The 20,621-nt window shown below is 64.6% G+C and carries 21 protein-coding genes; 9 read left to right on the top strand and 12 right to left on the bottom strand.

Annotated elements, in window-relative coordinates:
• Position 1: 1 nt before the first annotated feature.
• The 3 genes from H292_RS0102980 to H292_RS0102990 all read left to right on the top strand — a co-directional run bounded on the left by H292_RS0102980 (position 2) and on the right by H292_RS0102990 (position 4,561).
• Entirely contained in the window at positions 2 to 1,114 is a 1,113-nt protein-coding gene (locus H292_RS0102980; RefSeq protein ID WP_019665259.1) for a DNA alkylation repair protein, read from the top strand.
• Between the two features lie 21 nt (positions 1,115 to 1,135).
• Entirely contained in the window at positions 1,136 to 2,551 is a 1,416-nt protein-coding gene (gene argG / locus H292_RS0102985) for an argininosuccinate synthase (protein ID WP_019665258.1), read from the top strand.
• A gap of 150 nt (positions 2,552 to 2,701) precedes the next feature.
• Entirely contained in the window at positions 2,702 to 4,561 is a 1,860-nt protein-coding gene (locus tag H292_RS0102990) for a bifunctional diguanylate cyclase/phosphodiesterase (RefSeq protein ID WP_020110373.1), read from the top strand.
• On the opposite strand, the gene H292_RS0102995 is transcribed toward H292_RS0102990, so the two are convergent.
• From H292_RS0102995 to H292_RS0103005, 3 genes are read right to left on the bottom strand one after another with little or no spacing between them, the layout of a single operon-like run.
• Positions 4,558 to 4,851, bottom strand: a complete 294-nt coding sequence (locus tag H292_RS0102995; protein WP_019665256.1) for a putative quinol monooxygenase — start codon at positions 4,849 to 4,851, stop codon at positions 4,558 to 4,560. The genes H292_RS0102990 and H292_RS0102995 overlap by 4 nt on opposite strands.
• Positions 4,852 to 4,910: 59 nt before the next feature.
• Positions 4,911 to 5,798: a spermidine synthase gene (locus H292_RS0103000; protein WP_020110374.1), complete on the bottom strand. Its 888-nt coding sequence runs from the start codon at positions 5,796 to 5,798 to the stop codon at positions 4,911 to 4,913.
• 24 nt (positions 5,799 to 5,822) lie between these two features.
• On the bottom strand, positions 5,823 to 6,404 hold the full coding sequence (locus H292_RS0103005) for a TetR family transcriptional regulator (RefSeq protein ID WP_019665254.1): 582 nt from the start codon (positions 6,402 to 6,404) through the stop codon (positions 5,823 to 5,825).
• 125 nt (positions 6,405 to 6,529) lie between these two features.
• Between H292_RS0103005 and H292_RS0103010 the strand changes: the two genes are divergently transcribed.
• The 3 genes from H292_RS0103010 (at position 6,530) to H292_RS27800 (ending at position 8,781) form a co-directional block, all read left to right on the top strand.
• Entirely contained in the window at positions 6,530 to 7,567 is a 1,038-nt protein-coding gene (locus H292_RS0103010; protein WP_020110375.1) for an NAD(P)-dependent alcohol dehydrogenase, read from the top strand.
• Positions 7,568 to 7,673: 106 nt separating this feature from the next.
• Complete coding sequence (locus H292_RS0103015) at positions 7,674 to 8,177, top strand: PaaI family thioesterase (protein ID WP_019665252.1); 504 nt, start codon at positions 7,674 to 7,676, stop codon at positions 8,175 to 8,177.
• Positions 8,178 to 8,193: 16 nt separating this feature from the next.
• Entirely contained in the window at positions 8,194 to 8,781 is a 588-nt protein-coding gene (locus H292_RS27800; RefSeq protein WP_080738073.1) for a winged helix-turn-helix transcriptional regulator, read from the top strand.
• Here the strand turns inward: H292_RS27800 and H292_RS0103025 are convergent.
• From H292_RS0103025 to bla, 3 genes are all read right to left on the bottom strand, one after another.
• Complete coding sequence (locus tag H292_RS0103025) at positions 8,677 to 9,318, bottom strand: LysE family translocator (RefSeq protein WP_019665250.1); 642 nt, start codon at positions 9,316 to 9,318, stop codon at positions 8,677 to 8,679. The genes H292_RS27800 and H292_RS0103025 overlap by 105 nt on opposite strands.
• Before the next feature lie 110 nt (positions 9,319 to 9,428).
• A complete protein-coding gene (locus tag H292_RS26725; RefSeq protein ID WP_020110377.1) occupies positions 9,429 to 10,421 on the bottom strand; it encodes an SGNH/GDSL hydrolase family protein in 993 nt (330 codons plus the stop codon).
• Positions 10,422 to 10,432: 11 nt separating this feature from the next.
• Positions 10,433 to 11,353 carry a class A beta-lactamase gene (bla, locus tag H292_RS0103035; RefSeq protein ID WP_019665248.1) on the bottom strand — a complete coding sequence of 307 codons (921 nt, stop codon included), beginning with the start codon at positions 11,351 to 11,353 and terminating at the stop codon, positions 10,433 to 10,435.
• 272 nt (positions 11,354 to 11,625) lie between these two features.
• On the opposite strand from bla, the gene H292_RS0103045 reads away from it, so the two are divergent.
• The 3 genes from H292_RS0103045 (at position 11,626) to H292_RS0103055 (ending at position 14,787) form a co-directional block, all read left to right on the top strand.
• Complete coding sequence (locus tag H292_RS0103045) at positions 11,626 to 12,531, top strand: hypothetical protein (RefSeq protein ID WP_019665246.1); 906 nt, start codon at positions 11,626 to 11,628, stop codon at positions 12,529 to 12,531.
• 861 nt (positions 12,532 to 13,392) lie between these two features.
• Positions 13,393 to 13,821 carry a hypothetical protein gene (locus tag H292_RS0103050; RefSeq protein WP_231383736.1) on the top strand — a complete coding sequence of 143 codons (429 nt, stop codon included), beginning with the start codon at positions 13,393 to 13,395 and terminating at the stop codon, positions 13,819 to 13,821.
• Positions 13,822 to 13,890: 69 nt separating this feature from the next.
• Positions 13,891 to 14,787: a LysR family transcriptional regulator gene (locus H292_RS0103055; protein ID WP_020110378.1), complete on the top strand. Its 897-nt coding sequence runs from the start codon at positions 13,891 to 13,893 to the stop codon at positions 14,785 to 14,787.
• A 71-nt stretch (positions 14,788 to 14,858) separates the two neighbouring features.
• Here H292_RS0103055 and H292_RS0103060 read toward each other — a convergent pair whose 3' ends face one another.
• The 6 genes from H292_RS0103060 to H292_RS0103085 are packed head-to-tail and all read right to left on the bottom strand — an operon-like array spanning position 14,859 to position 20,620.
• Positions 14,859 to 15,728 carry a dioxygenase family protein gene (locus tag H292_RS0103060; RefSeq protein ID WP_020110379.1) on the bottom strand — a complete coding sequence of 290 codons (870 nt, stop codon included), beginning with the start codon at positions 15,726 to 15,728 and terminating at the stop codon, positions 14,859 to 14,861.
• Positions 15,728 to 16,828 carry a maleylacetate reductase gene (locus H292_RS0103065; protein ID WP_019665242.1) on the bottom strand — a complete coding sequence of 367 codons (1,101 nt, stop codon included), beginning with the start codon at positions 16,826 to 16,828 and terminating at the stop codon, positions 15,728 to 15,730. Before H292_RS0103065 ends, H292_RS0103060 begins: the two co-directional genes overlap by 1 nt.
• Positions 16,825 to 17,550, bottom strand: a complete 726-nt coding sequence (locus H292_RS0103070; protein WP_019665241.1) for an alpha/beta fold hydrolase — start codon at positions 17,548 to 17,550, stop codon at positions 16,825 to 16,827. The genes H292_RS0103065 and H292_RS0103070 overlap by 4 nt, the downstream gene beginning before the upstream one ends.
• Complete coding sequence (locus H292_RS0103075) at positions 17,550 to 18,347, bottom strand: SDR family NAD(P)-dependent oxidoreductase (RefSeq protein ID WP_019665240.1); 798 nt, start codon at positions 18,345 to 18,347, stop codon at positions 17,550 to 17,552. The genes H292_RS0103070 and H292_RS0103075 overlap by 1 nt, the downstream gene beginning before the upstream one ends.
• Before the next feature lie 48 nt (positions 18,348 to 18,395).
• Complete coding sequence (locus H292_RS0103080; RefSeq protein WP_019665239.1) at positions 18,396 to 19,601, bottom strand: VOC family protein; 1,206 nt, start codon at positions 19,599 to 19,601, stop codon at positions 18,396 to 18,398.
• 2 nt (positions 19,602 to 19,603) lie between these two features.
• Positions 19,604 to 20,620: a fumarylacetoacetate hydrolase family protein gene (locus H292_RS0103085; RefSeq protein ID WP_019665238.1), complete on the bottom strand. Its 1,017-nt coding sequence runs from the start codon at positions 20,618 to 20,620 to the stop codon at positions 19,604 to 19,606.
• Between the last annotated feature and the right edge of the window lies 1 nt (position 20,621).

The following is a 20,621-nucleotide window of genomic DNA, read 5'->3' on the forward strand; positions in this document are numbered from 1 at the left end:
CATGCCCACTGCCGACGAACTCCTCGGCGCCGGAGTCGTTACCGAATTGGTCCGGCACCTCGGCGGGCGAATGCCCGCGACACTGGCCACCACCAGGGACTTCGACGGACTGAGCCTGAGCGACCGTGCCCGCGTCGTCCGGGACGCCCTGCTCGCGGAACTGCCGGCGGCCTACGCGCCGTTCGAGAAGAAGATCCGCACTGCGCTGAAGAAGAGCACCTTCACCGGATGGATGATCTGGCCCGTCACCGAGGCCGTCGCCGTCAGGGCAACCACTTCCGGCAAGCCCGGCCCGGAAGGAGAGGCACCGACAACGGCGGACACCGCCACGTTCGATTCCGGCTTGGCGCTGCTCGCCGACCTCACCCCGCGTCTGACGTCCGAGTTCGCCGTCAGGACCTTCATGGACGCGAACCTGGACCGCACGCTCCAGGCCGCCCTCACGTGGACCTCACACAAGGACGAGCATGTCCGCCGACTCGCCACCGAGGGCACCCGTCCGTTCCTGCCGTGGGCGAGGAGAGTCAAGGCACTCACCGCCCGGCCCGACGCGACCGTCCCGATCCTGGACGCGCTGTACCGCGACGAGTCCGAGTACGTGCGTCGATCGGTAGCCAACCATCTGAACGATCTGAGCCGCACGGACCCGACGCTCGTCGTCACGACCGCACGCCGCTGGACCGAGGCGCCGGACGACAACACCCCGAGACTCGTTCGGCACGCGCTGCGCACCCTGGTCAAGAAGGGCGATCCCGACGCCTTGGCGCTGCTCGGTTTCGCGCCGCCCGACGGCGTCACGGTGCACGACCTGACGGTGACCCCGACGAACGTGATCAGCGGCGGCGAGCTGACGTTCCGGTTCGAGCTCGCGTCGACGTCGGAGCAGGCGGTCGCTGTCGACTACGTCCTTCACCATGTTCGAGCGAACGGCACACGCAGCCCCAAGGTCTTCAAATTGACCACACGGACGCTCGCACCCGGCTCGCCCGCGGTTCTCACACGGTCACATTCGTTCCGGCCCATCAGCACTCGCCGGTACTACCCCGGTGAACATGTGCTCGAGATTCAGGTGAACGGTTCGACCCTCGCTCGTACCGTTTTCAACCTGGGCTGATCGAGCAGATACCATGCTCGCGTGACGAAGGTACTGCATGAACTTCCTGTCGGTGAGCGCATCGGCATCGCATTCTCCGGCGGCCTGGACACGTCCGTTGCCGTGGCGTGGATGCGTGAACACGGCGCTGTCCCGTACGCGTACACCGCCGACATCGGCCAGTACGACGAACCGGATCTGTCCGACGTTCCCGCCCGTGGCCGCGCCTACGGTGCCGAGCAGGCTCGCCTCGTCGACTGCCGCGAACCGCTGGTGGAAGAGGGATTGGCCGCGCTGACGTGCGGCGCCTTCCACATTCGTTCGTCGGGGCAGACCTACTTCAACACCACACCCCTCGGCCGCGCCGTCACCGGCACTCTGCTGGTCCGCGCGATGCAGGAGGACGGCGTCTCCATCTGGGGCGACGGTTCCACCTACAAGGGCAACGACATCGAGCGGTTCTACCGCTACGGTCTGCTCGCCAACCCGGAACTGCGAATCTACAAGCCGTGGCTGGACAAGGCCTTCGTGACCGAGCTGGGTGGCCGTCAGGAAATGTCGGTCTGGCTCACCGAGCACAACCTGCCCTACCGCGACTCCGCGGAGAAGGCGTACTCCACCGACGCCAACATCTGGGGCGCGACGCACGAGGCCAAGAGCCTCGAATACCTCGACACGTCGCTCGAGATCGTCAACCCCATCATGGGTGTCCGCTTCTGGGACCCCGAGGTCGCCATCGACACCGAGGACGTCACGGTCGAGTTCGAGCGTGGCCGTCCCGTCGCGATCAACGGCAAGCGCTTCGATAATGCCGTCGACCTGGTGATGGAAGCGAACACCATCGGCGGACGTCACGGTCTCGGCATGTCCGATCAGATCGAGAACCGCATCATCGAAGCCAAGAGCCGTGGCATCTACGAGGCACCGGGCATGGCGCTGCTGCACATCACCTACGAGCGCCTGATCAACGCGGTCCACAACGAGGACACCGTCGCGTCGTACCACAACGAGGGCCGTCGACTCGGTCGGTTGCTGTACGAGGGCCGCTGGTTCGACCCGCAGGCCCTGATGCTGCGTGAAGGCCTGCAACGGTGGGTCGGCAACGTCGTCAGCGGAAGCGTCACCGTACGTCTGCGCCGCGGCCAGGACTTCACGATCCTCGATACCCAGGGATCGAACTTCAGCTACCACCCCGAGAAGCTGTCGATGGAGCGCGCGAAGGACCAGGCGTTCTTCCCCGGCGATCGCATCGGTCAGCTGACCATGCGCAACCTCGACATCGCGGACTCGCGCAGCAAGCTCGAGCAGTACGCGTCCCAGCATCAGGTCACGGCGTTCGAGGATCTCGTCGGTCAGGTTCCCGCCGGTGGGGCAGCAGCCATTTCCGCGGGCGGGAACTCCGACCAGGTCAATTCGGACGCCCTCGACCACGCCGCCATCGAGTCCGGTACCGACTGACGTCCGACTGCCCGAAACCCCGTCGCATAACCTGATCGCTGGTACGGTTCGACCAGGTCGATTCGACGGGGTGGGGGCCCTCGAAGTACAGGGAGTGCGCCTGCCTCGCTCGACGCAGGCTCGATCGGCGTCGAGCGAACGAGAGGTCCAGTGACCGTGGAGGGTGTCACCGAGTCCGGTTCGGATTCGCAGACCGATCGGTCGCACCCCCAACCGCCGACTCGGCACGGCATCAACACCTACGAACCCGACGTCCCGGTCGCCGAAGCGCCCGAGGGTGAAGCCTGGGGACGAAAGCTGATCGGGCTTCTCACCGCGTCCTTCGGTATCGCCGGCCTGTTGATGATCCCGTCGGGGCAGTTCACCGACGTGGAATCGGTGTTGGTGGCGCTGGCGTCGGCGTCGACGGTTCCCGTTGCTCTCGCCTGGATCCTGGGCCGGTGGCCCAGCCGGCGGATGGCCAACGTGTACGTCCTGTGGGCGGACATCGGCATCCTCTTCGTTCTCCTCGCGCACGAATCACCGTTCGTGGCCATGCCTGGGTGCGCGATGTTCGCCATCGTCGCGCTGTTCGCCATCGTCGGAACGTCGCCGCGAGTACTCACTGCGCACCTGATTCTCGCCGCCCTCGTTCTTGTCTATCTCGCTGTGATGGCGGCCCGCAGCGGTATGGAACCGTGGTCGGTCGCCTCACGCGTCGTCACGATCGGCTCTCTCTTCATCACACCGTTCGCGCTGCGCCCCTACATTCGCTTCCTTCGTCAACGCGCACAGGTCGGACTCCGCGACTCGTTGACCGGGTTGTGGAACCGCCGCGGACTCTTCGACATGGTCGACCAACTGAACTACGCCCGAGCAGGCACGAAGGTGGAATCCCGAGCAATCGGCGTGGTGGTCGTCGACATCGACCGGTTCAAGGCCATCAACGACCGCTACGGACACCCGACCGGTGACGCCGTTCTCGTCGAGGTCGCAGACCGGTTGCAGCAGGCGGCGTCGACCGGGAGTGGAGACGGCAGAAACGACCCGACCACGGACTCGGTGGTGTCACGGCTCGGCGGAGACGAGTTCGTCTGCGTGCACATCGGCACTCGCGCCGAGGTCGACGACGCCGAGCAGCGGCTACGCGCCGCGCTGGAAGAATCGTTCAGCGGTCCGCCCTTCACGACCAGCGTCGGATCGGCCGGAGACACGACCATTCGCGGTGACGCCACCGGCACCCTCGTCCGAAAATTGATCGCGTTGGCGGACATCGAGCTGTACCGAAACAAACAGGAACACTCCGACGGAGATCCCCGCCGCTCGCACGATCCACTGCTGGTTCGGGACCGGATCGAAAGTCTCGTCTCCGACGGCGGCCTGACGGTGGTGTTCCAGCCGATCTGCGAGACTGCGACCACTGCCGTCGTGGGATACGAAGCGCTGTCGCGCTTTCCGTTCGGACACGGATCCCCACTGATGTGGTTCAAGGACGCGACCGCGGCCGGAGTCGGACCACAACTCGAACTGGCCGCGATCGACGCCGCATTGAGTGCGATGCACGTCCTGCCGGAGACGGCGTTCGTCTCGCTGAACGCGTCCGCGTCCACCATCCGCTCGACGGATCTGCTGTCGCGGCTGCGCCCCCACCTTCACTCTCGGGTGCTCTACCTCGAAATCACCGAACACGAACGCGTGGACGACTACCGGGCCATTGCCCGATCGGTCGAGGGGCTACGAGCGGCAGGCGTTCGCATTTCCATCGACGACGTCGGCGCAGGATTCTCCGGCCTCAGGCAGGTCGTCGAACTCAAGCCCGACACACTGAAGATCGACTACACCCTCGTCCATGGGATCGACACCGACCCGACACGGCGAGCGGCGACAGCGGCTCTCGCCGCGTTCGCGCGTGAGGTCGGTGCGACCTTGATCATGGAGGGCGTGGAGACGGAGGAAGAACTCCGCGTCGCCGTCGAACTGGACGTCGACATGGTGCAGGGTTTCTACACCGGTCGTCCGGTGACCACCTAGATGTCGGACACCGTGTACTTGGTCAACCCGGGCACGGCAGCCAACAGTGGACCCAACTCGGTGGTCTTGCCCGGACCTGCCCTGAACTCACGGTACTTGGCGTCCGCCTCCGCCGATTCCCAACGCTCGTAAGCGATCCAATGGGTCTCGTCCTCCTCGTCGACGAGGACGTCCACCCCGAGGCACCCCTCGAACGCCCGCGTCTCGGCGAGCACCCGTCCGAGAACCTGCTTGCCCTCGTCGAGGGCTTCGGGCTTCAGTGTCACATCGAGCAGGGCAACCAACGTCATGGTGAATCTCCTGGGTAGTTTCTTTTCGAGCATTCGGCTGTGCAGCTGTTCGGCCCAGCCTATGCCTCGTCGTCGGACAGCGGCTTCGCATCGCGGCAGAACGCCCGCACCCGCTCGTCCGTCCAGACCTGAGCGGGGACTGCGCCGCCCAGCAACTCCCGGGTCAGTGCCGGGTCGTCGCCGAGTGGGACGTCGCTCCCCGCGATCACGACGTTGCCGTAACGACGGCCCTTGAGCATCGCCGGATCGGCGACGATCGAGGTGTACGGGAAGATCTCACCGATGGTCGCGGCCTCACGCTTCGCCATCGTCAAGTCCCGGGTGTCACCGCAGTTGACCACATACAGCCCGCCGGGGGACAGAACCCGTCGGACATGCTCGGTGAACTGCCGGGTGGTCAGTGGCCGCGGAGTCACCGCACCGGCGAACACATCTCGCACAACCAGATCGCGACTGTTCTCGGACAAGGTTTCGGTGACGGCACGCGCCTCGCCCACCCGGATGCGGAGCAGCGGTGCACGAGGTAGATCGAACCAGTCACGTACCAACTCCGCGAGCTTGCCGTCCAACTCGACTACCACCTGCCGCGCATCGGGATACACCGCCGAGAAGTACCGCGCGAGGGTGCACGCGCCACCGCCGAGATGCAGGGCCCGCAGCTTGCCGTTCGAGGATGCGGAGCGCGAAGCAGACGTGCCCGAAGAATCGTGATGCTCGACGAGAGACGCGATCCACCTCATGTACTCGAAATCGAGCCGCTGAGGATCCAGGGCGTCGATGTGCGAGCTGGGTACGCCGTTCACCTCGAGCGTCCACCCGTCGGCGGACAGGGAATCGCGCACGAGTGTCGCTGTCCCGGTGTCGATTCGATACTCGCCGGCCTCGGCCGTTCCCGAGCGCGCCGCGGGCGGTCGACGGGATTTCGGACTGCGCGCCTTCGCACTCATGGTCGTGGTCTCATGGTCGCCGTCTCATGATTGCGACACACAGAACGCGCGTCGGACGGTCTCGGCGAGAGCCGATTTGCGGCGCTCGTGTACGGCGTCGCTCTCGTCGGAGTCGGCGACGTGGACTATCGCGGCCTGCGCCCACGTGGCTGCCAGTGCAATCACCATCGACCAGAGATCCTCCACGGCAACGTCGTTCACGACCGTCCCGCGCTTCTGCGCGTCGTGCAGCGGAGCCAGCTTCTGATTGTCGTGGTCCTCGCCGCGGTGGTGGAACAGATTCCCGGTCGGGGTTCGTTCCAGCCGCGCCCAGGTCAGCAGACGAACCAGCTGAGGGTCGCCCAGGTACATGTCGTACAGCGACGTGACGTAACCCGGCAGATCGTCGGCATCGAGGGGAACCCCGGCAATGTCTTCGTCGACGCGGGTGTCGAAGACCGTGTCGAACAGCTTGTCCTTGCTGCCGAAGTAGCTGTAGATCTGAGACTTGTTGATGGACGCGTTCGCCGCGATTCGATCCACCCGCGCGCCGGCGATTCCGTAGCGCGCGAACTCCTCGGTCGCGGCATGAAGTATCCGCTCCCGCGTTGCCACTGCGTCACCCATGCGCGCCAGCCTAGCCTGCTGTCACCAACTGGTTGGTTGCATCCTCGGCAAAAGCAGCTACGGTGGTGTGACCAACTAGTTGGTTGGAACCATCCGCCGAACACATCGACACCTCGGGAGACGCCATGCGAGCCACGACGGGATACCGCGCCACAGCACCGAACACCCCGCTGGAGAGGGCCGTTCTCGAACGACGAGAACTGCGGCCGGGCGACGTCGCCGTCGAGGTGTCGCACTGCGGCGTGTGCCATACCGACCTGCATCTGACGAGCGATCCGTCCGGCACCTACCCGGTGACACCGGGCCACGAGTTCGTCGGCACCGTCGCCGCCGTCGGCTCCGACGTCACGGACTTCTCGGTGGGCGACGCCGTGGCGGTGGGCAACATCGTCGACTCCTGCGGTCGATGCGACATGTGCGTCGCCGACCAGGAGAACTTCTGCCGCGAGTTTCCGACACTGACTTACGGCGGAACCGATCGAATCGACGGGACGACGACGATCGGCGCGTACTCGCGGGAATACGTGGTCCGCGACGCGTTCGTCTACCGCCGCCCGGTCGGCCTCGATCCGGCCGCCGTTGCCCCGCTGATGTGTGCAGGTGTCACCGTCTGGGAACCGCTGCGGCGATGGAACGTGGGTCCGGGAGTACGCGTCGGGATCGCGGGGATCGGCGGTCTCGGTCACCTCGCCGTGAAGTTCGCTCGAGCACTGGGCGCCGAGGTCACGGTCATCACGACGTCGGCGACGAAGGTCGGCGAGGCCGCCGCACTGGGCGCCGACAGCACGGTCGTGTCCACGAACACCGAGCAGATGTCCGCCGCGCGCGGGAGCCTCGATCTGATCGTCGATTGTGTACCCGTTCCGCACGACGTCGCGCCCTACCTGTCGCTTCTCGCCTTGGACGGCACCCTGTGCTCGCTGGGTTTCCTCGGTCCGCAGTCCATCGAGATCATGGACCTTCTCGTGGGCCGGAAGTCCTTGAGCTCGGCGGGAAGCGGTGGACGTCGCTACACGCAGGAGATGCTGGATTTCTGCGGAGAACACGGGATCACCGCGGATGTGGAGACCGTGCCGTCCGCCGAGGTGGGCCACGCGTTCGATCGGTTGAGGAAGGGCGACGTTCGCTACCGATTCGTCCTCGACATGTCCGATCTGGACTGAAGCCCCCACTGCGACGAGGAGTCGCCTTCGGGTCGACTTTGCGGGAATGGGAGCCGAGGCGCATACTGACTTGCATCGTGCAAGTCACTAGCCGCTAGGGGTAGCCATGCTCACCGAGGAACACCAGCGTTCGCAGACTTTCTCCTGGGTCAGCCCCCGAGAGGTGCTGCGTCACGCTTCGACGCTGAGCGGATTGGACGTCATGCAGGCGGTGGCCTCCGGCGAACTGCCACCACCGCCCATTGCGGTCCTCATGCAGTTCGCTCCCGTCGAGGTGAGCGACGGCAAGGTCGTCTTCGAGTGCACACCGTCCGAAGCGCACTACAACCCCATCGGTACCGTGCACGGCGGGTTGGCCTGCACCTTTCTGGACACCCTCGTGGGCTGCGCCGCGCACACGACGCTGCCCGCCGGCGTCGGCTACACCTCGATCGATCTGAACGTCAGCTACCTCAGAAACATTCTCGACACCTCCGGTCCGCTGGTCGGGACGGGAACGGTCACCAAGCGGGGCTCACGCGTGATCTTCGCCGAAGGTTCGATCGTGGACAAGGACGGTAAGCTCGTCGCTACCGGCACGAGCTCACTGCTGGTCATCCCTCCGAGGTAAGGCCGAGGTACAAACCGTGCAGCGCAACGCTTTCGACACGATGGGCTGCCCTATCGCGTCCGCGCTCGAACAGGTCGGCGAGTGGTGGACGCTCCTGATCCTGCGCGACGCCCTCGACGGCTTCACCCGGTTCGACGAGTTCGAGCAGAACCTCGGCATCGCGCCGAACATGTTGACGCGCAGGCTGAAATCGCTCGTCGAATCCGGGTTGCTCGAGCGTCGCCGGTACAGTGATCGGCCTCCGCGATTCGAGTACGTCGCCACGCAGCGCAGCCGTGAACTCAGCTCGGTCATCGTGGCGTTGTACGCGTGGGGCAACGAACACATCGAACACGAGGACCGAGAGGTCGTTCTCGTCGACGCCGACGGCGAAACCATCGACCCGGTCTTCGTCGATCGGCGTACCGGACGCACTCTGGCCGAGAGCAGAGCTCACTTCGTCGCCGGGCCTGCCGCGTCGGACATGATGCGCGAACGGCAGGATCCGGACAAGCGACGCTCACGCAGGAGCCGGGCGGCTTCCGTCGGTCGCGAGCCGAACAGCCAACAGCCCCAACACAGTTCCCATGACGTAGCGCTGCATCCTCATCCAGGTCGGACGTAACGCCAGGAACCGAGAGATGGACCCGGCACCGACGACGATCAGCGCATTGACGGTCACCGCGACACCGATCTGCACCCCACCCAGGGCGATGCCCTGCAGGAACACCGAACCCGCCGCGGGATCGACGAACTGTGGAATCACCGAGATGTACATGATGGCCATCTTGGGGTTGAGCAGGTTGGTGAACAGCCCCATCGTGAACAATCTGCGGTTCGAATCCCGATGCAAGCCCTCGACTTCGAACACCTTCGTCGTACCGCGCACAGCCGAGACAGCCAACCACAGCAGGTAACACGCGCCGACGATCTTGATCACGAGATACAGCGTCGGGACCGCCGCGAACACAGCAGCGAGGCCGAGATTGGTGGCGATCACGTACACCACCAACCCCAGCGCGACACCGCCCAAGGACACCAGTCCAGCACTGCGTCCCTGAGAGATGCTGCGCGACACCAGATACACCATGTTGGGGCCGGGAGTCAGCACCATCGCCAGAGCGACAGCGAAGACACCCAGCACAGCTGCCGTGGACACCATGCCTCCCACAGTGTCACCGACGGACGCCGATGTATCGGTCCACTTCTACGATCCTGGCCCGCTCACTCTTCGGACAGCTGATCCGGTGCACCCCCGTCGGGCGCAGTCAGCTAGAGACCGATCGAATCCGCGACGACCCGGGCGAATGCCGCCATTCCCGCGGCAGTGGGATGCAGCGGCGCTGCGGGATTCGCCGGAACGACACCTTCGAGGTACCTCTCCGCGGGTGCGGCACATGCATCGTGTCCGACGCTGACCGGACGCACGTCGACGAACCGAGCACCGTGCTCGGTTGCCTGCTGGGCCAGTGCGTCGTTCATCCGGTCGACGCTCGCCTGCAGATAATCCGCATCGCGGGCCCACACCGCCTGCGTTCCGTAACACCCACCGGGGCGAACGTACGTTCCGTATCCGACGACGACCACCTGCGCGTTCGGCGCCCTCTCGCCGATGGCCTCGAAAACCTCACCCCACCCAGGAGCCGCCGCGGCGATGGCGTCGGCAAGCACATCGGTGCCTCCGGCGGTCGATGCGTCCGCGCACGACTCTCCGTTCGGCTCCGGTGAGAAGTTGACGCATCCGCGGGCCTGCCCGACGAGGTCGACGTCGTTGCCGCCGATGGTGACGGTCACCAGATCGGTGTCCGACGACAACGCATCGAGCTGCAGCGGGATCGGCCCACTGTTGGTCTGTTGTTGCTCGGTGACGATGTTCTCCGACCGCGCCCCGGAGCAGGAGACGTCCGTGAACGACGCCGCACCGACGAGCCCGGCGAGGACATGCGGATAGTTGGAGTCGGACTGCAGGCACCCGGGCGTCCCCGTCGACCGGGGAATCAACGGCCCCGATGCTGCCGAATCACCCAGTGCCACGTAGTCGATGTCCGTGCCGCCGGAGACCGTCGGCGTAAGCGATTCGAGCCCGGGCGATTCGAGCACGGACGACTCGAGCCCGGACGACTCGAGCCCGGACGACTCGACCGCGGAGGACTCGGGAGCGTCGGGGGATTCGGTGGAGCAGGCGGCCAGCATGCTCACCGCGCCCAGGACGAGTGCAGCAGTGAACCTGGTGGATACAGAAATCCCCGGTGCTGCGCGCCGCATAGTGGACGACGTTACTCCCGCGCGACGATTTCCCGGACGGCGTCTGCGACCAACTCGTTCATGGCCGCGGCGTCGGGATCGTCGTTCGCGGTTCTCGACAGCACGACCAGGAGAATTCGCCGCCCGTCGGGCCCGAGCAGAAGACCCGCGTCGTTGGAGACTCCATAGGACCCGGTGCCGGTCTTGTCCGCCGTCGTCCAGCCGGCTGGAACTCCGGCTCGGAAACGGGTGTCCGACGTCTGCGTGCCCGCCATCCAGTCCAGGAGCGTGGCTCTCGACGAGTTCGACAGCGGCCCGTCGGTGAGCAGGGACCGATATCCCGCGGCGAGGCCGGCCGGGGTCGTGGTGTCGCGGTCGTCGCCGGGCAGGGCGGTGTTCAGGTCGGGTTCGATGCGGTCCAGACGGAACTGAGCGTCGCCGAGGGATCGCGCGAACGCCGTCAGCTCGCCGGTCCCGCCGCCTGCGTCGATCAACAGGTTGCCTGCGGTGTTGTCGCTGCGGGTCAGTGCGGCCACGCACAGCTGTTCCAGAGTCACCACCTGGCCGGCCTCCCAGTCGATCGCCGATTCCGGCACCTTGTCCTCGGCCTCGACGATGCGTGTATCGGTCAGCGACAACGTCCCGGCGTCGGCAGCGGCGAGTACGGCACCGGCCGCATACACCTTGAAGGTCGAGCAGAACGCGAATCGCTCATCCGCCCGATAGGTCGTGGTCACCTCCGAACCCAGGTCGACGGCGAACACTCCCAGCCGCGCGTCGAACCGCTGCTCGAGCGCGGCGAACTGCTTCTCGGCGCCGGTCGGCTGTTGTTCGGAGGCATCCGACTGCCTGGATCCAGCGGGGTCGGGGGAGGGGTCCGTGCCACAGGAGACCGCGAGAGCCGCCGAACCTGCGATGACGAAGAACTGCCTACGAGATCGTGTGTGCGCCATGCGTCCCAGGAGACCACGAGTACCGATTCACAGGAACCTCCCAGTGCCGACGGGCCCGTGTACCTGGTCGGGCCCGCATTCGCCCGGTACCCTCGACCGGGTTCACCTGGAATACATACGAAAGACGAGACACCTATGATCACGAACTTCATCAACCTGATCCTCGGCGGCGTCGGCACCGCGTCCGCCGGCAGCAGCGGCTTCGAGTTGCAGCCGGGCGTTCTCCCCTTCGGTCTCTGACAGTTCGCTCTCCTCTGACAGCCCTCCTTCGGGTGTCCGTCACGGGTGATCGGCTGCCGATCTGCGCGACCTGCGGAGTCCAGTACGACCACGACTCCGCAGGCCGCGACGTTCTTCCCGCCACGTGCATCATCTGCGAGGACGAGCGGCAGTACGTCGGCTACGACGGCCAGCGATGGACGTCGCTCGCGGAACTCCGGGAGCAGGGCCACAGCGTCGAGATCCGTGAGGAAATTCCGGGTCTGTGGGGACTCGCGACCTCCCCCGCGCTCGCCATCGGACAGCGTGCACTCCTCGTCCCCGGCCACGGCGGGACCGTCATGTGGGATTCGGTCACCTACATCGACGACGATGCCGTCGACCGAGTCGCCCAGTTGGGCGGCATCTCCGCGATCGCACTGTCGCATCCGCACTACTACAGCTCGATGGTCGAGTGGTCCCACGCCTTCGACGACGCCCCCATCTACGTTCACGAACGTGACGCCCGTTGGCTGACGCGGACCGACAACGTCGTCCTGTGGTCCGGTGAGCGCACGGAAGTACTGCCCGGCCGCACCCTCCTCCGTGCAGGCGTCCACTTCGACGGCGGAACGGTCATGCACTGGGCCGACGGCGTCGACGGGCGCGGGGCGCTGTGCGCGGGTGACATCTTCACCGTGGTTGCCGACCGCCGCTGGGTCGGTTTCATGTACAGCTATCCCAACTTGATTCCCGAACATCCGGACACCATCCTGCGCGCCGTGAACATGGTTGCCCCGTTCGGCTTCGAATCCCTCTACGGCGCATGGTGGGACCGGATCATCACCGACGATGCCCACGCGGCGGTCGTTCGCTCGGCCCGACGGTACTTCGAGCACATCGGCGCGCGCGAACATGCACTCGCGCTGGCGAAACCGGGCACTGTGGACCGCGGCGTGATCCACAACCGTCCCGACTGACGCGGTCGTCGTTGCCGTCCACTGCTTCTCGCCGCTCGCGAACTACGGAATCGCCGTCGTCACGATCTTGACCCTGTACATCGTCAACGGAACGGTGAAGAACGTTCTCATCGCGACCATTACGAGCTCACAGAAACTGGCCGACGAAGGTAGCCACCCTGGCGATGAGCAGACCAATTGTCGGTAGTGAGTTCCGCAGTGAGGTCCGTTCCAGCGAGCTGTAAATCGCCAGGCAGTTCATTCTGCTCGAGAACGTTTGCGGTCAGGTCACACCGCGAGATTGGCTGCCGCCCAATTCATGTGCTGACATGCTCCTTCCGCGGCAGCGCGAGAATCGCCGGGTGCAGACGGCGTCGACTGGATAGTAGTTTCCCCCGGTGTCCGTGTTGCCCAATGCTTTTACTCGCCCGGCAGCCTCTATTGACAGCGGATCGAACCCTCGAGATTGCTCCACGAGTGCAGGAGAGTCTCGCTGTCCGCAGATCTGCAGAGTAGACGGTGGAAGTCCAACTCGGCTTCGATTCGGCGGCCGCATTGTCCCGAACCGTGATGCCGCGATCGCGCAGTACTCCGGTGGCTCTTGTTGCTGCGAAGCAGTTCTCCGCAAAGTAGCCTTGGCGCGTCGAGCATGACAAACCCAGCCGCAATCCACTATCTCCGACATTGGCCATGGTTCCGGTGATGCGTCCGAGACATGGCAGCTTGATTAAAGTTGTCGGCGTCAGCGTGCATGATCCCTGCCACACTTGTTCGATGACGTCCACTCTCAATGAACAGTCTCGCATTACGATGCCTCGCCCGGTTGACATGGAACCGCCACTCCAGTATTCGTCCTCTTCGACGCGAATGACGTTTCGACGCTTGGTAGTAGCCCTGAGTTCGCAGCACAACAACGACTCGCATGTGCGGCAGATCCGTGCCGCGGATCTGGGAACTGCAACATCCATACGCAGACAGGTCACTGCCGAAGACGACCAAGCGGTGGTACTACTCGATCTCGAGTTCCTGATCGCACCGACTGCACGCGCTGCACGGATCACCTATGCCGGTCTCGCTGACGCAGGCGATCCCGTTACCTCCACCGTTCGATACATAGGAACGCCGTCTGGTTTGGCCTGCCTCATCGCCGACATCGGTGCGGCACACGTAGCGGACGGGGTCACCCTCACCGATCTAGGAGACTCGGAGTCCGCTGATCTGTTCGTGACGGAAACTATCGCGGTTCTGGTCAGGGACGGCACCCTCGACATCGAAACGGCCGAAGCGCTGCGAACCGCCGCGATCTCGTGACTTCCTCTGCCGGGCATGAGGCAGAATGTGTGCACAGTATTACATCCGCGGTGAGGAAGTGACGGTGCCATGGAAGTTCGTGAACTCGAATGGTTCGTCGTTCTGGCGCGCACAGAGAATGTCACCAACGCCGCGGTCCAGTTGCATGTCAGTCAGCCGACGCTGTCGCGTGCGTTGGCCCGGATCGAACGCCAGCTCGGCGTCAAGTTGTTCGACCGGAACCAGAACCGTCTCCGGTTGAACAAATACGGCGAAATCTATCGTGCCCATGCGATGCGAGCTATTCAGGAACTGGCCCAGGGTGAGGAACGAATCAGGACCCTGGTGGATCCCGAGCGCGGAGTGGTCTCGATCGGCTTTCTCCACTCCTTCGGGTCCTGGCTCGTGCCGTCATTGTTGGACCGATACCGCGCGGCGGCGCCGCTCACCACTTTCGAATTGGAGGGCGGTGCGGCCGATTCCATAGTCGAAGCCGTGCGAAGTGGGCGTATAGACGTGGGTTTCGTGGCACCGCGGCCCAGCGCCGACGATCTCGCCTGGGTGGCGCTCGGGCGCGAACTGCTCTGCCTCGAAGTGCCCCCGGGCGACGAGTTCGCCGATCGGGAGTCGATTTCGATCGCTGAGATCGCCACCCGCCCGATGATCGCCCTAGGACCGACGTACGGCCTGCGCCACGTCGTGGACAGACTGTTCGACGATGCCGGATGCGTGCCGTCGATCAGCATCGAGGCAACCGAACTGTCGACTTTGCGTGCGCTCGTGCGACACGGAAGCGGTATAGCGATCGTCCCGGTTCCGCGCGCGGATCAGCAGTCCCCCACGGTGACTGTTCCGATTTCCGACGCCAATGCCTTCCGCTTCTACGGCGCGATCACCCGCATCGACGGACCGACCGGACGTGCAGCGCAAGCGTTCTTGGACTACGTGACCGGGGAGTTCGCGACCTCGGTTCTCGAGGACGAGTGACGGTCTCCAGAGGGTTCCGGTGGCGTCGTCGGGCCGGTCGCTCGAGCGGCCCGACGGCGCACTCGATTGCTCTAAGCCGGAGCTAGGACGATGTCGAACGTGACGTCGGTCCACGACGACACCGACCGACCTTCGGGCGCCGGGCCGGACGAGTGGCGCGTGAATGACTTGATCAAGGACTCCTTGACTCCGAACACAGCGTCTTTCCAGCCGATTTCGTCACCGTCCACGAAGATATGAGTTACCAGTCGGCGGAATGCCGGCGCGGTAACCATGAAGTGCAGATGACTTGCTCGCATGGGCGAACGACCCACTGCAGCAAGCATTTCTCCCACCGGCCCATCATGCGGGATCGGGTACGGCGTCGGCGTCAAACCCCAGAATCGGAACTCGCCGTTGCCGTCCGCAAACAGATGTGCTCGGGCCGCCGTTCGATCATCGCTGTACTGGACGTCGTACCGTCCGTCCTCGTCTGCTTCCCAGACCTCGATCCTTGCGCCGGGAACCGGATTGCCTTCGGTATCACGAACGCTACCGGTTACCCAGCACGGCTCGCCTGAGGCGCCGAAGGCCATGTCTCCTCCGAGTTCGATGTGCGGCGCACCGTCTACGAAAAATGGCCCGAAAACGGTTGCCTCCGTGGCATTTCCGCACGGTGGATTGTTCATGCCGATCACCTGCATCGATAGTCCGAGCACGTCGGACAGAAGGATGAACTCCTGACGAGTGTCCGTGCAGGCCTCCCCGGTTCGGGTGAGAAATGCAATCATGGCATCCCATTCGGCTTCGGTCAGACGAAGCTCCCGTGCGGCAGCATGGACGTGACGGACCACCGTCTCCATGATGGCCCGAAGCCGGGCGTCCGACGTACCGTCGAAGGAGCGGACGACGATGTCGACCAAACCCTGCTCACGAGTCGTCTGAACGTCGTTCTCGGTCATCACTTCTCCTGAGAATCGTTGTTTCCGAGCGGATCGCCCGCCCACGCGGCCGCTATCAACGAACGTAGATCTGCCCGATCCGCAGGTCGCGGATTCGAAGCCGGCACCAACTCGCACACAATGTCGGCAGCATGATCGATACCGTTCTCCGGCATACCCAGTTCGCGCAGCGAATCGACGACTCCCAGTTCGCGACGGAAATCGTACAGACCTTGTGCCGCCGGTGCGACACCCAGCGCATGCGGTGCACTACCCAGTGCATCCGAAACCCGTTGCGCAGCAGTCGGTGCTGCAGCGCCGTTGAAGTCCATCACGTAGGGCAACACCACCGCGTGCGTTTCAGCGTGCGAGAGCCCGAAGGCGCCCCCGAGGACATGACAGATCTTGTGATGAAGCCCGCTTCCCGCGGATGCGAACGCCACTGCCGCGAGGTACGCGCCATAGATCGTGCCTTCTCTGGCGTCGAGGTCGTCTGTGTCGGCGGCAATCCCGCGTAGGCCCGGCACGAGGGCCCGCAAACCTTCTGCACCCAGAGCAGCATTGATGGGATCGGCATTCGGCGCCCAGAATCCGTCGACCGCGTGAGCCACGGCATTGAGGCCGGACGCCACCGCCATCGGTCCGGGCAGGGACGCGAACAGCGTCGCATCGTAGATCACGATGCGCGGCAGCACATTCGGGCTCGTTCCGGTGGTCTTCCTATCTCCGTCGGTGTGGCCCCACACACTCGTTGCCTCCGACCCGGCAAACGTGGTCGGAACGGCAACGATCGGTATACCGGTCTCGCGGGCGACGTATTTGGCCAATCCTGTGGCCGAACCCCCACCGATACAGACGACGGCGTCCGCCGACGCGCTGCGGGCCGACACAACCGCGGCCTCGCCACTGGCCACCGGCACGTGTTGAATTACCTCGCCGACCCGAGCGACGACTGGGACTCGTCGGGCGACGCCGTCGGCGATCTCGCCGACGAAGGAGTCCGCGACGAGCAGGACGCGTGAGGCACCGAGCGCATCGACCGCTGCTGCAATGTCGTCGACCGCACCTCCGCGCCGAAACATCACACGCTGCCCGGAGGTGGTGTGGTCGAAGGACTTCACTGCCCAACCTCGGCAGACACGTTCGACGTCGCTGCGATCCCGGCGATCCATCGACGAAGTACACCGGCGACGGCATCGGGCGCCTCGAGGGTCGAGAGGTGACCGACGCCGTCCAGGAGGTCGAACTCCGCGCCGGGCACCGAGTCGGCGACTTCCCGGCCGAGATCGCTCGGAGTGATCGAATCCTCGCTCCCCGCGATCACCACGGTGGGCACGTCGAGTGACGACAACTCGTCGCGGCGGTCGTCGCGCGTCATGACTGCTATCTGCTGCTCGACGAACACGTCGACGCCCAGATCGAGCGCCATCAGGGCCGCTGACTCGGCGATGTCCGACCGCCCCGGCGCGACCGCCGAGGTGATGAGTGCAACCGCCTGCTCGAACTGTCCTCGCCTGGCCATTTCGACGACGCGGAGGGAGTTGGCCCGACGGTGTTCGTCGGCCGCGATAGCGGAGGAGTTGAGCAGGGCGAGTCCGGCCACCCGCTCCGACTGCTCGCGTATCGCGACGTCCAGCGCCACGTATCCACCCATGGAGTTTCCGGCCAGGAGGAACCTCTCGGGACTGCGCTTCAACACGCTGTCGGCCATCGCTCGGATCGAGTTACCCTCACCCCGAACGACAATGGTTTCGAGGACGCCTGCAAGCCGGTCTGCAACCGGCTGCCACAGCCTGTCATCGCACCCGAGTGCGGGGACGAACACCAGCGGCGGGAGCGCCATCACGAGGCCGCCCCGTCCACAGCGAGAATGCAGCCGGAGGTGAATCCGGCATCCTCGGACACGAGGTAAGCGACCGCGGCCGCGATTTCCGTGCCGGTACCTGTCCGACCGACCGGGATCGCTGCACGTGTAGCCGTCTGCGCGTCCTCGGACAGTGCATCGAAGATCGTCGTCACGCGGCCTTCGTTGGGCAACACCAGGCCCGGCGACACCGCGTTGACGGTGATACCCGTCTTGCCTAGATCCTTGGCCAACTGCTTGGTGAAGCCGTTGATCGCAGCCTTGGAGGCGGCGTAGGGCAACCGGGCGCCGACCGTGCCCGACGGTCCGGCCAACCCGTTCGCAACTGCAGACGAGAAGTTCACGATCCGGCCGTATCCACCTCGCTCCATGAGGGACACTGCCTCACGACTGCAGAGAAAGGCACTGGTGAGGTTGTTCTCCAGCACCTTTCTCCAGACGTCGGCACCCAGTTCGCCGAGCTGCCGCACCGGATCTGTACCACTGCCGCCCGCGGTGTTGACCAGCGCGTCGAGTCGACCGAAACGTCGATCGATCGACTCGAAGGCTGCGACCACAGCGTCCTCGTCGGAGAGGTCGACCACTTCGGTGGACAGCTCGACACCGGGTGTCACCCGCGCGATGTGCTCGCGTGTCGCATCGAGCCCGGACTTCTGCATGTCGAGGAGAACGAGCGCGAAGCCCTCTCGCGCCAATCGCTCGGCAATCTCGGCGCCGAGGCCCTGCGCAGCGCCGGTAACCGCCGCGACGCGCTTGTCGATTCTGTGTTCAGGCACGTGTTTCCTTGGATTGCAGTGTGCGTGGAAGGGTGTTCGAGGATTCCGTCACCCGAGCGGTCCCCAGAACGTCTCGCCGCCGTACGTGTCGGACATCGGCTCCAGCGTCTCGGGCCAGATGCCGGCCTCGACGACGCGTCGACTCTCGGGAGGCCGAACTGCACCGTCCCAGCCAACCTGCTCCATGTAGTAATAGAGCTGCATGACGTGGCCGTCCGGCCCGACCGCATGTACGGCGTAGTCGATACCCGGGTGGATCTCGGGAGGCAGATCGATCAACTTGACGCCGCGCTGTTCGAGAAACTCCTTGGCCTTGCGGAGCTGCTCGTACGATCCGAGCTGAATGCCGAAGGACAGGAGTGTGGATCCGTCACCCAATCCGAGTGATTCGCGCGCCTCGACAGGGAAGAGCGCAATGCTGTGATGCTCGGTGTTGGCCCGCATGAACACCCCGCGATGCCCGAGGACGGTGGTTTCCTCGGACTTCACGAGCCCGAGAGTCTCGGTGTAGAACCGCTCTGCCGCGTCGAGATCGGCGACGAAGATGCTGACCGGTCCGATACGAACAGGTTTGAACGGACGGGCCAGGAGCACGCCGCCCACGTCGTATGTCTTGGGCAGCGTGTCGATCCACCGGTGACCGGAGGTCAAGTCGATGCCCTCGGCCTCTGCGTCTTCGAGCTCGGTCGCCTCGGATCGCGTGGGCAGATCGGGGTGCTCGTTTGCCCACGGCCACATCACCTCGGGTTTGCTCATCCCGTCCCAACCGACCTGCTCGATGCCGTACTCGAGCTCGTTGGTGTGTCCGGTGGGATCCGGAAAGTACGTGTGCCAATTGGATCCTGGGTCGCGGCCGTAGCGGTCGATCTTCGAACCCTGCTCCTCGAGCCACAGCCGTGCCTGCACCACCTCACGCAAAGATCCGACCTGCCAGGTGATCTGGTTGACCGTGATGTCGCTTCGAGCGGGGTTGTCGTTCTTGTCCACCCACGAGCGCGGCATGATGACGAAGGTGTGGTGGTCACTGTTGTGACGCAGGAAGTAGATCTTGGTGTCCGCAACGCCGTCCAGCCACGGGCCCGGATCGTACTTGTTCAGATCCAGCATGTCCGCGACGACGAAGCCGAGCAGATCGCGATAGAAGCCGACGGCCTCGCCGGTGTCGGCCACGCTGATACCGAAATGATTGAGCCTACGAATCTTGAACGGGCGCTCGTAGGAAACGCCGCCGACGGAATACTTCTTCTCTCCCATTTCTACTGCTCCCCACGCGTTCCGGAGACAGTATTGGTGATCGAACCGATCAACGACGAGCTGATCTCGACCACATCCCCGGGGTCGAGGAACTTGGAATCGTCGGCAAAGCTGCCGTCTGCGTCGCGAGCGCTCGAGTCGACGGCCGTCCCCTTCGGCGTACCGCCGCTGATCAGATCACCGGGAAACAGCGTGGAGTCTCTGGACAGGTACTCGCCGAGGGATGCGAAGTTGTGAATCATGGATTTGGTGTTGCCGCTTTGGCGGATCTCTCCGTTGATGCGGGCCTCGACCGGGATGTCCTGTGGATCGAGTCCCTCGTCCACCACGATCCACGGGCCGACCGTGGCAGCGCCGTCGAAGTTCTTGGAGTACTGGAAGTCCGGGCCGAACGAGACGTTGTCGCGAATGGACCAATCGTTGACCAGGGTGTAACCCCAGATGTAAGAACCGAATTCGGCGGCGGAGATGTCCTTTCCGCGTTTGCCGATCACGACTGCGACTTCGGCCTCGTAGTCGAGGAGATCGGTGCGCCGCGGAAAGGCGAGGTCGTCGCCATCGGACGACACCACCCGCGGGTCTTTGATGAAGTACTTCGGCCCACCGGCGACGAGCCGGTCCAGGGTCGCCTTGTCGTTTCCGCTCGACGTGTTGCTCGCCGCGGCTTGCATGTGATCGGCAAAGTTGGCCAGTGCCGCGAAAATTCGTGACTTGCCGTCGATCGGCGCATACAAGGCGACCGAGTCCAACGCGTGAATCAACTGTTCACCGTCGATGCCGGTCGTGACCGAGCTTTCTGCGAGGTGATCGAGTGCAGCGCGGGACCCCGCGAGCGCGTCGTCTCCCTGCTCGATGAACCCATTGAGATCTGCCGGAACCTCGTGTGCGGCTCTGGCTCTGGGACGAACGCTGTTCTCGACGTCGGCCAGGTATCTGGCGTATGCGCCGTTTATGTCGACGATGTCGTTGTCCAGAACGACGCCGACGCGTCTGCCCGGCCCGAAGACTGCGATTTTCATA

Source organism: Rhodococcus sp. 114MFTsu3.1, from assembly GCF_000383555.1.
Taxonomy (GTDB): Bacteria; Actinomycetota; Actinomycetes; order Mycobacteriales; family Mycobacteriaceae; genus Rhodococcoides; species Rhodococcoides fascians_E.

What these genes read in the sequence shown, in the direction of transcription:
- H292_RS0103055 (WP_020110378.1), top strand. Translation starts at nt 13,891, where the DNA reads ATGGAAGTTCGTGAACTCGAATGGTTCGTCGTTCTGGCGCGCACAGAG.
- H292_RS0103010 (WP_020110375.1), top strand. Translation starts at nt 6,530, where the DNA reads ATGCGAGCCACGACGGGATACCGCGCCACAGCACCGAACACCCCGCTG.
- H292_RS0103000 (WP_020110374.1), bottom strand. Translation starts at nt 5,798, where the DNA reads ATGAGTGCGAAGGCGCGCAGTCCGAAATCCCGTCGACCGCCCGCGGCG.
- H292_RS0102980 (WP_019665259.1), top strand. Translation starts at nt 2, where the DNA reads ATGCCCACTGCCGACGAACTCCTCGGCGCCGGAGTCGTTACCGAATTG.
- H292_RS0103025 (WP_019665250.1), bottom strand. Translation starts at nt 9,318, where the DNA reads ATGGTGTCCACGGCAGCTGTGCTGGGTGTCTTCGCTGTCGCTCTGGCG.
- H292_RS0103085 (WP_019665238.1), bottom strand. Translation starts at nt 20,620, where the DNA reads ATGAAAATCGCAGTCTTCGGGCCGGGCAGACGCGTCGGCGTCGTTCTG.
- H292_RS0103070 (WP_019665241.1), bottom strand. Translation starts at nt 17,550, where the DNA reads ATGGCGCTCCCGCCGCTGGTGTTCGTCCCCGCACTCGGGTGCGATGAC.
- H292_RS26725 (WP_020110377.1), bottom strand. Translation starts at nt 10,421, where the DNA reads ATGCGGCGCGCAGCACCGGGGATTTCTGTATCCACCAGGTTCACTGCT.
- H292_RS0103015 (WP_019665252.1), top strand. Translation starts at nt 7,674, where the DNA reads ATGCTCACCGAGGAACACCAGCGTTCGCAGACTTTCTCCTGGGTCAGC.
- H292_RS0103005 (WP_019665254.1), bottom strand. Translation starts at nt 6,404, where the DNA reads ATGGGTGACGCAGTGGCAACGCGGGAGCGGATACTTCATGCCGCGACC.
- bla (WP_019665248.1), bottom strand. Translation starts at nt 11,353, where the DNA reads ATGGCGCACACACGATCTCGTAGGCAGTTCTTCGTCATCGCAGGTTCG.
- H292_RS0103060 (WP_020110379.1), bottom strand. Translation starts at nt 15,728, where the DNA reads ATGACCGAGAACGACGTTCAGACGACTCGTGAGCAGGGTTTGGTCGAC.
- H292_RS0102995 (WP_019665256.1), bottom strand. Translation starts at nt 4,851, where the DNA reads ATGACGTTGGTTGCCCTGCTCGATGTGACACTGAAGCCCGAAGCCCTC.
- H292_RS0103080 (WP_019665239.1), bottom strand. Translation starts at nt 19,601, where the DNA reads ATGGGAGAGAAGAAGTATTCCGTCGGCGGCGTTTCCTACGAGCGCCCG.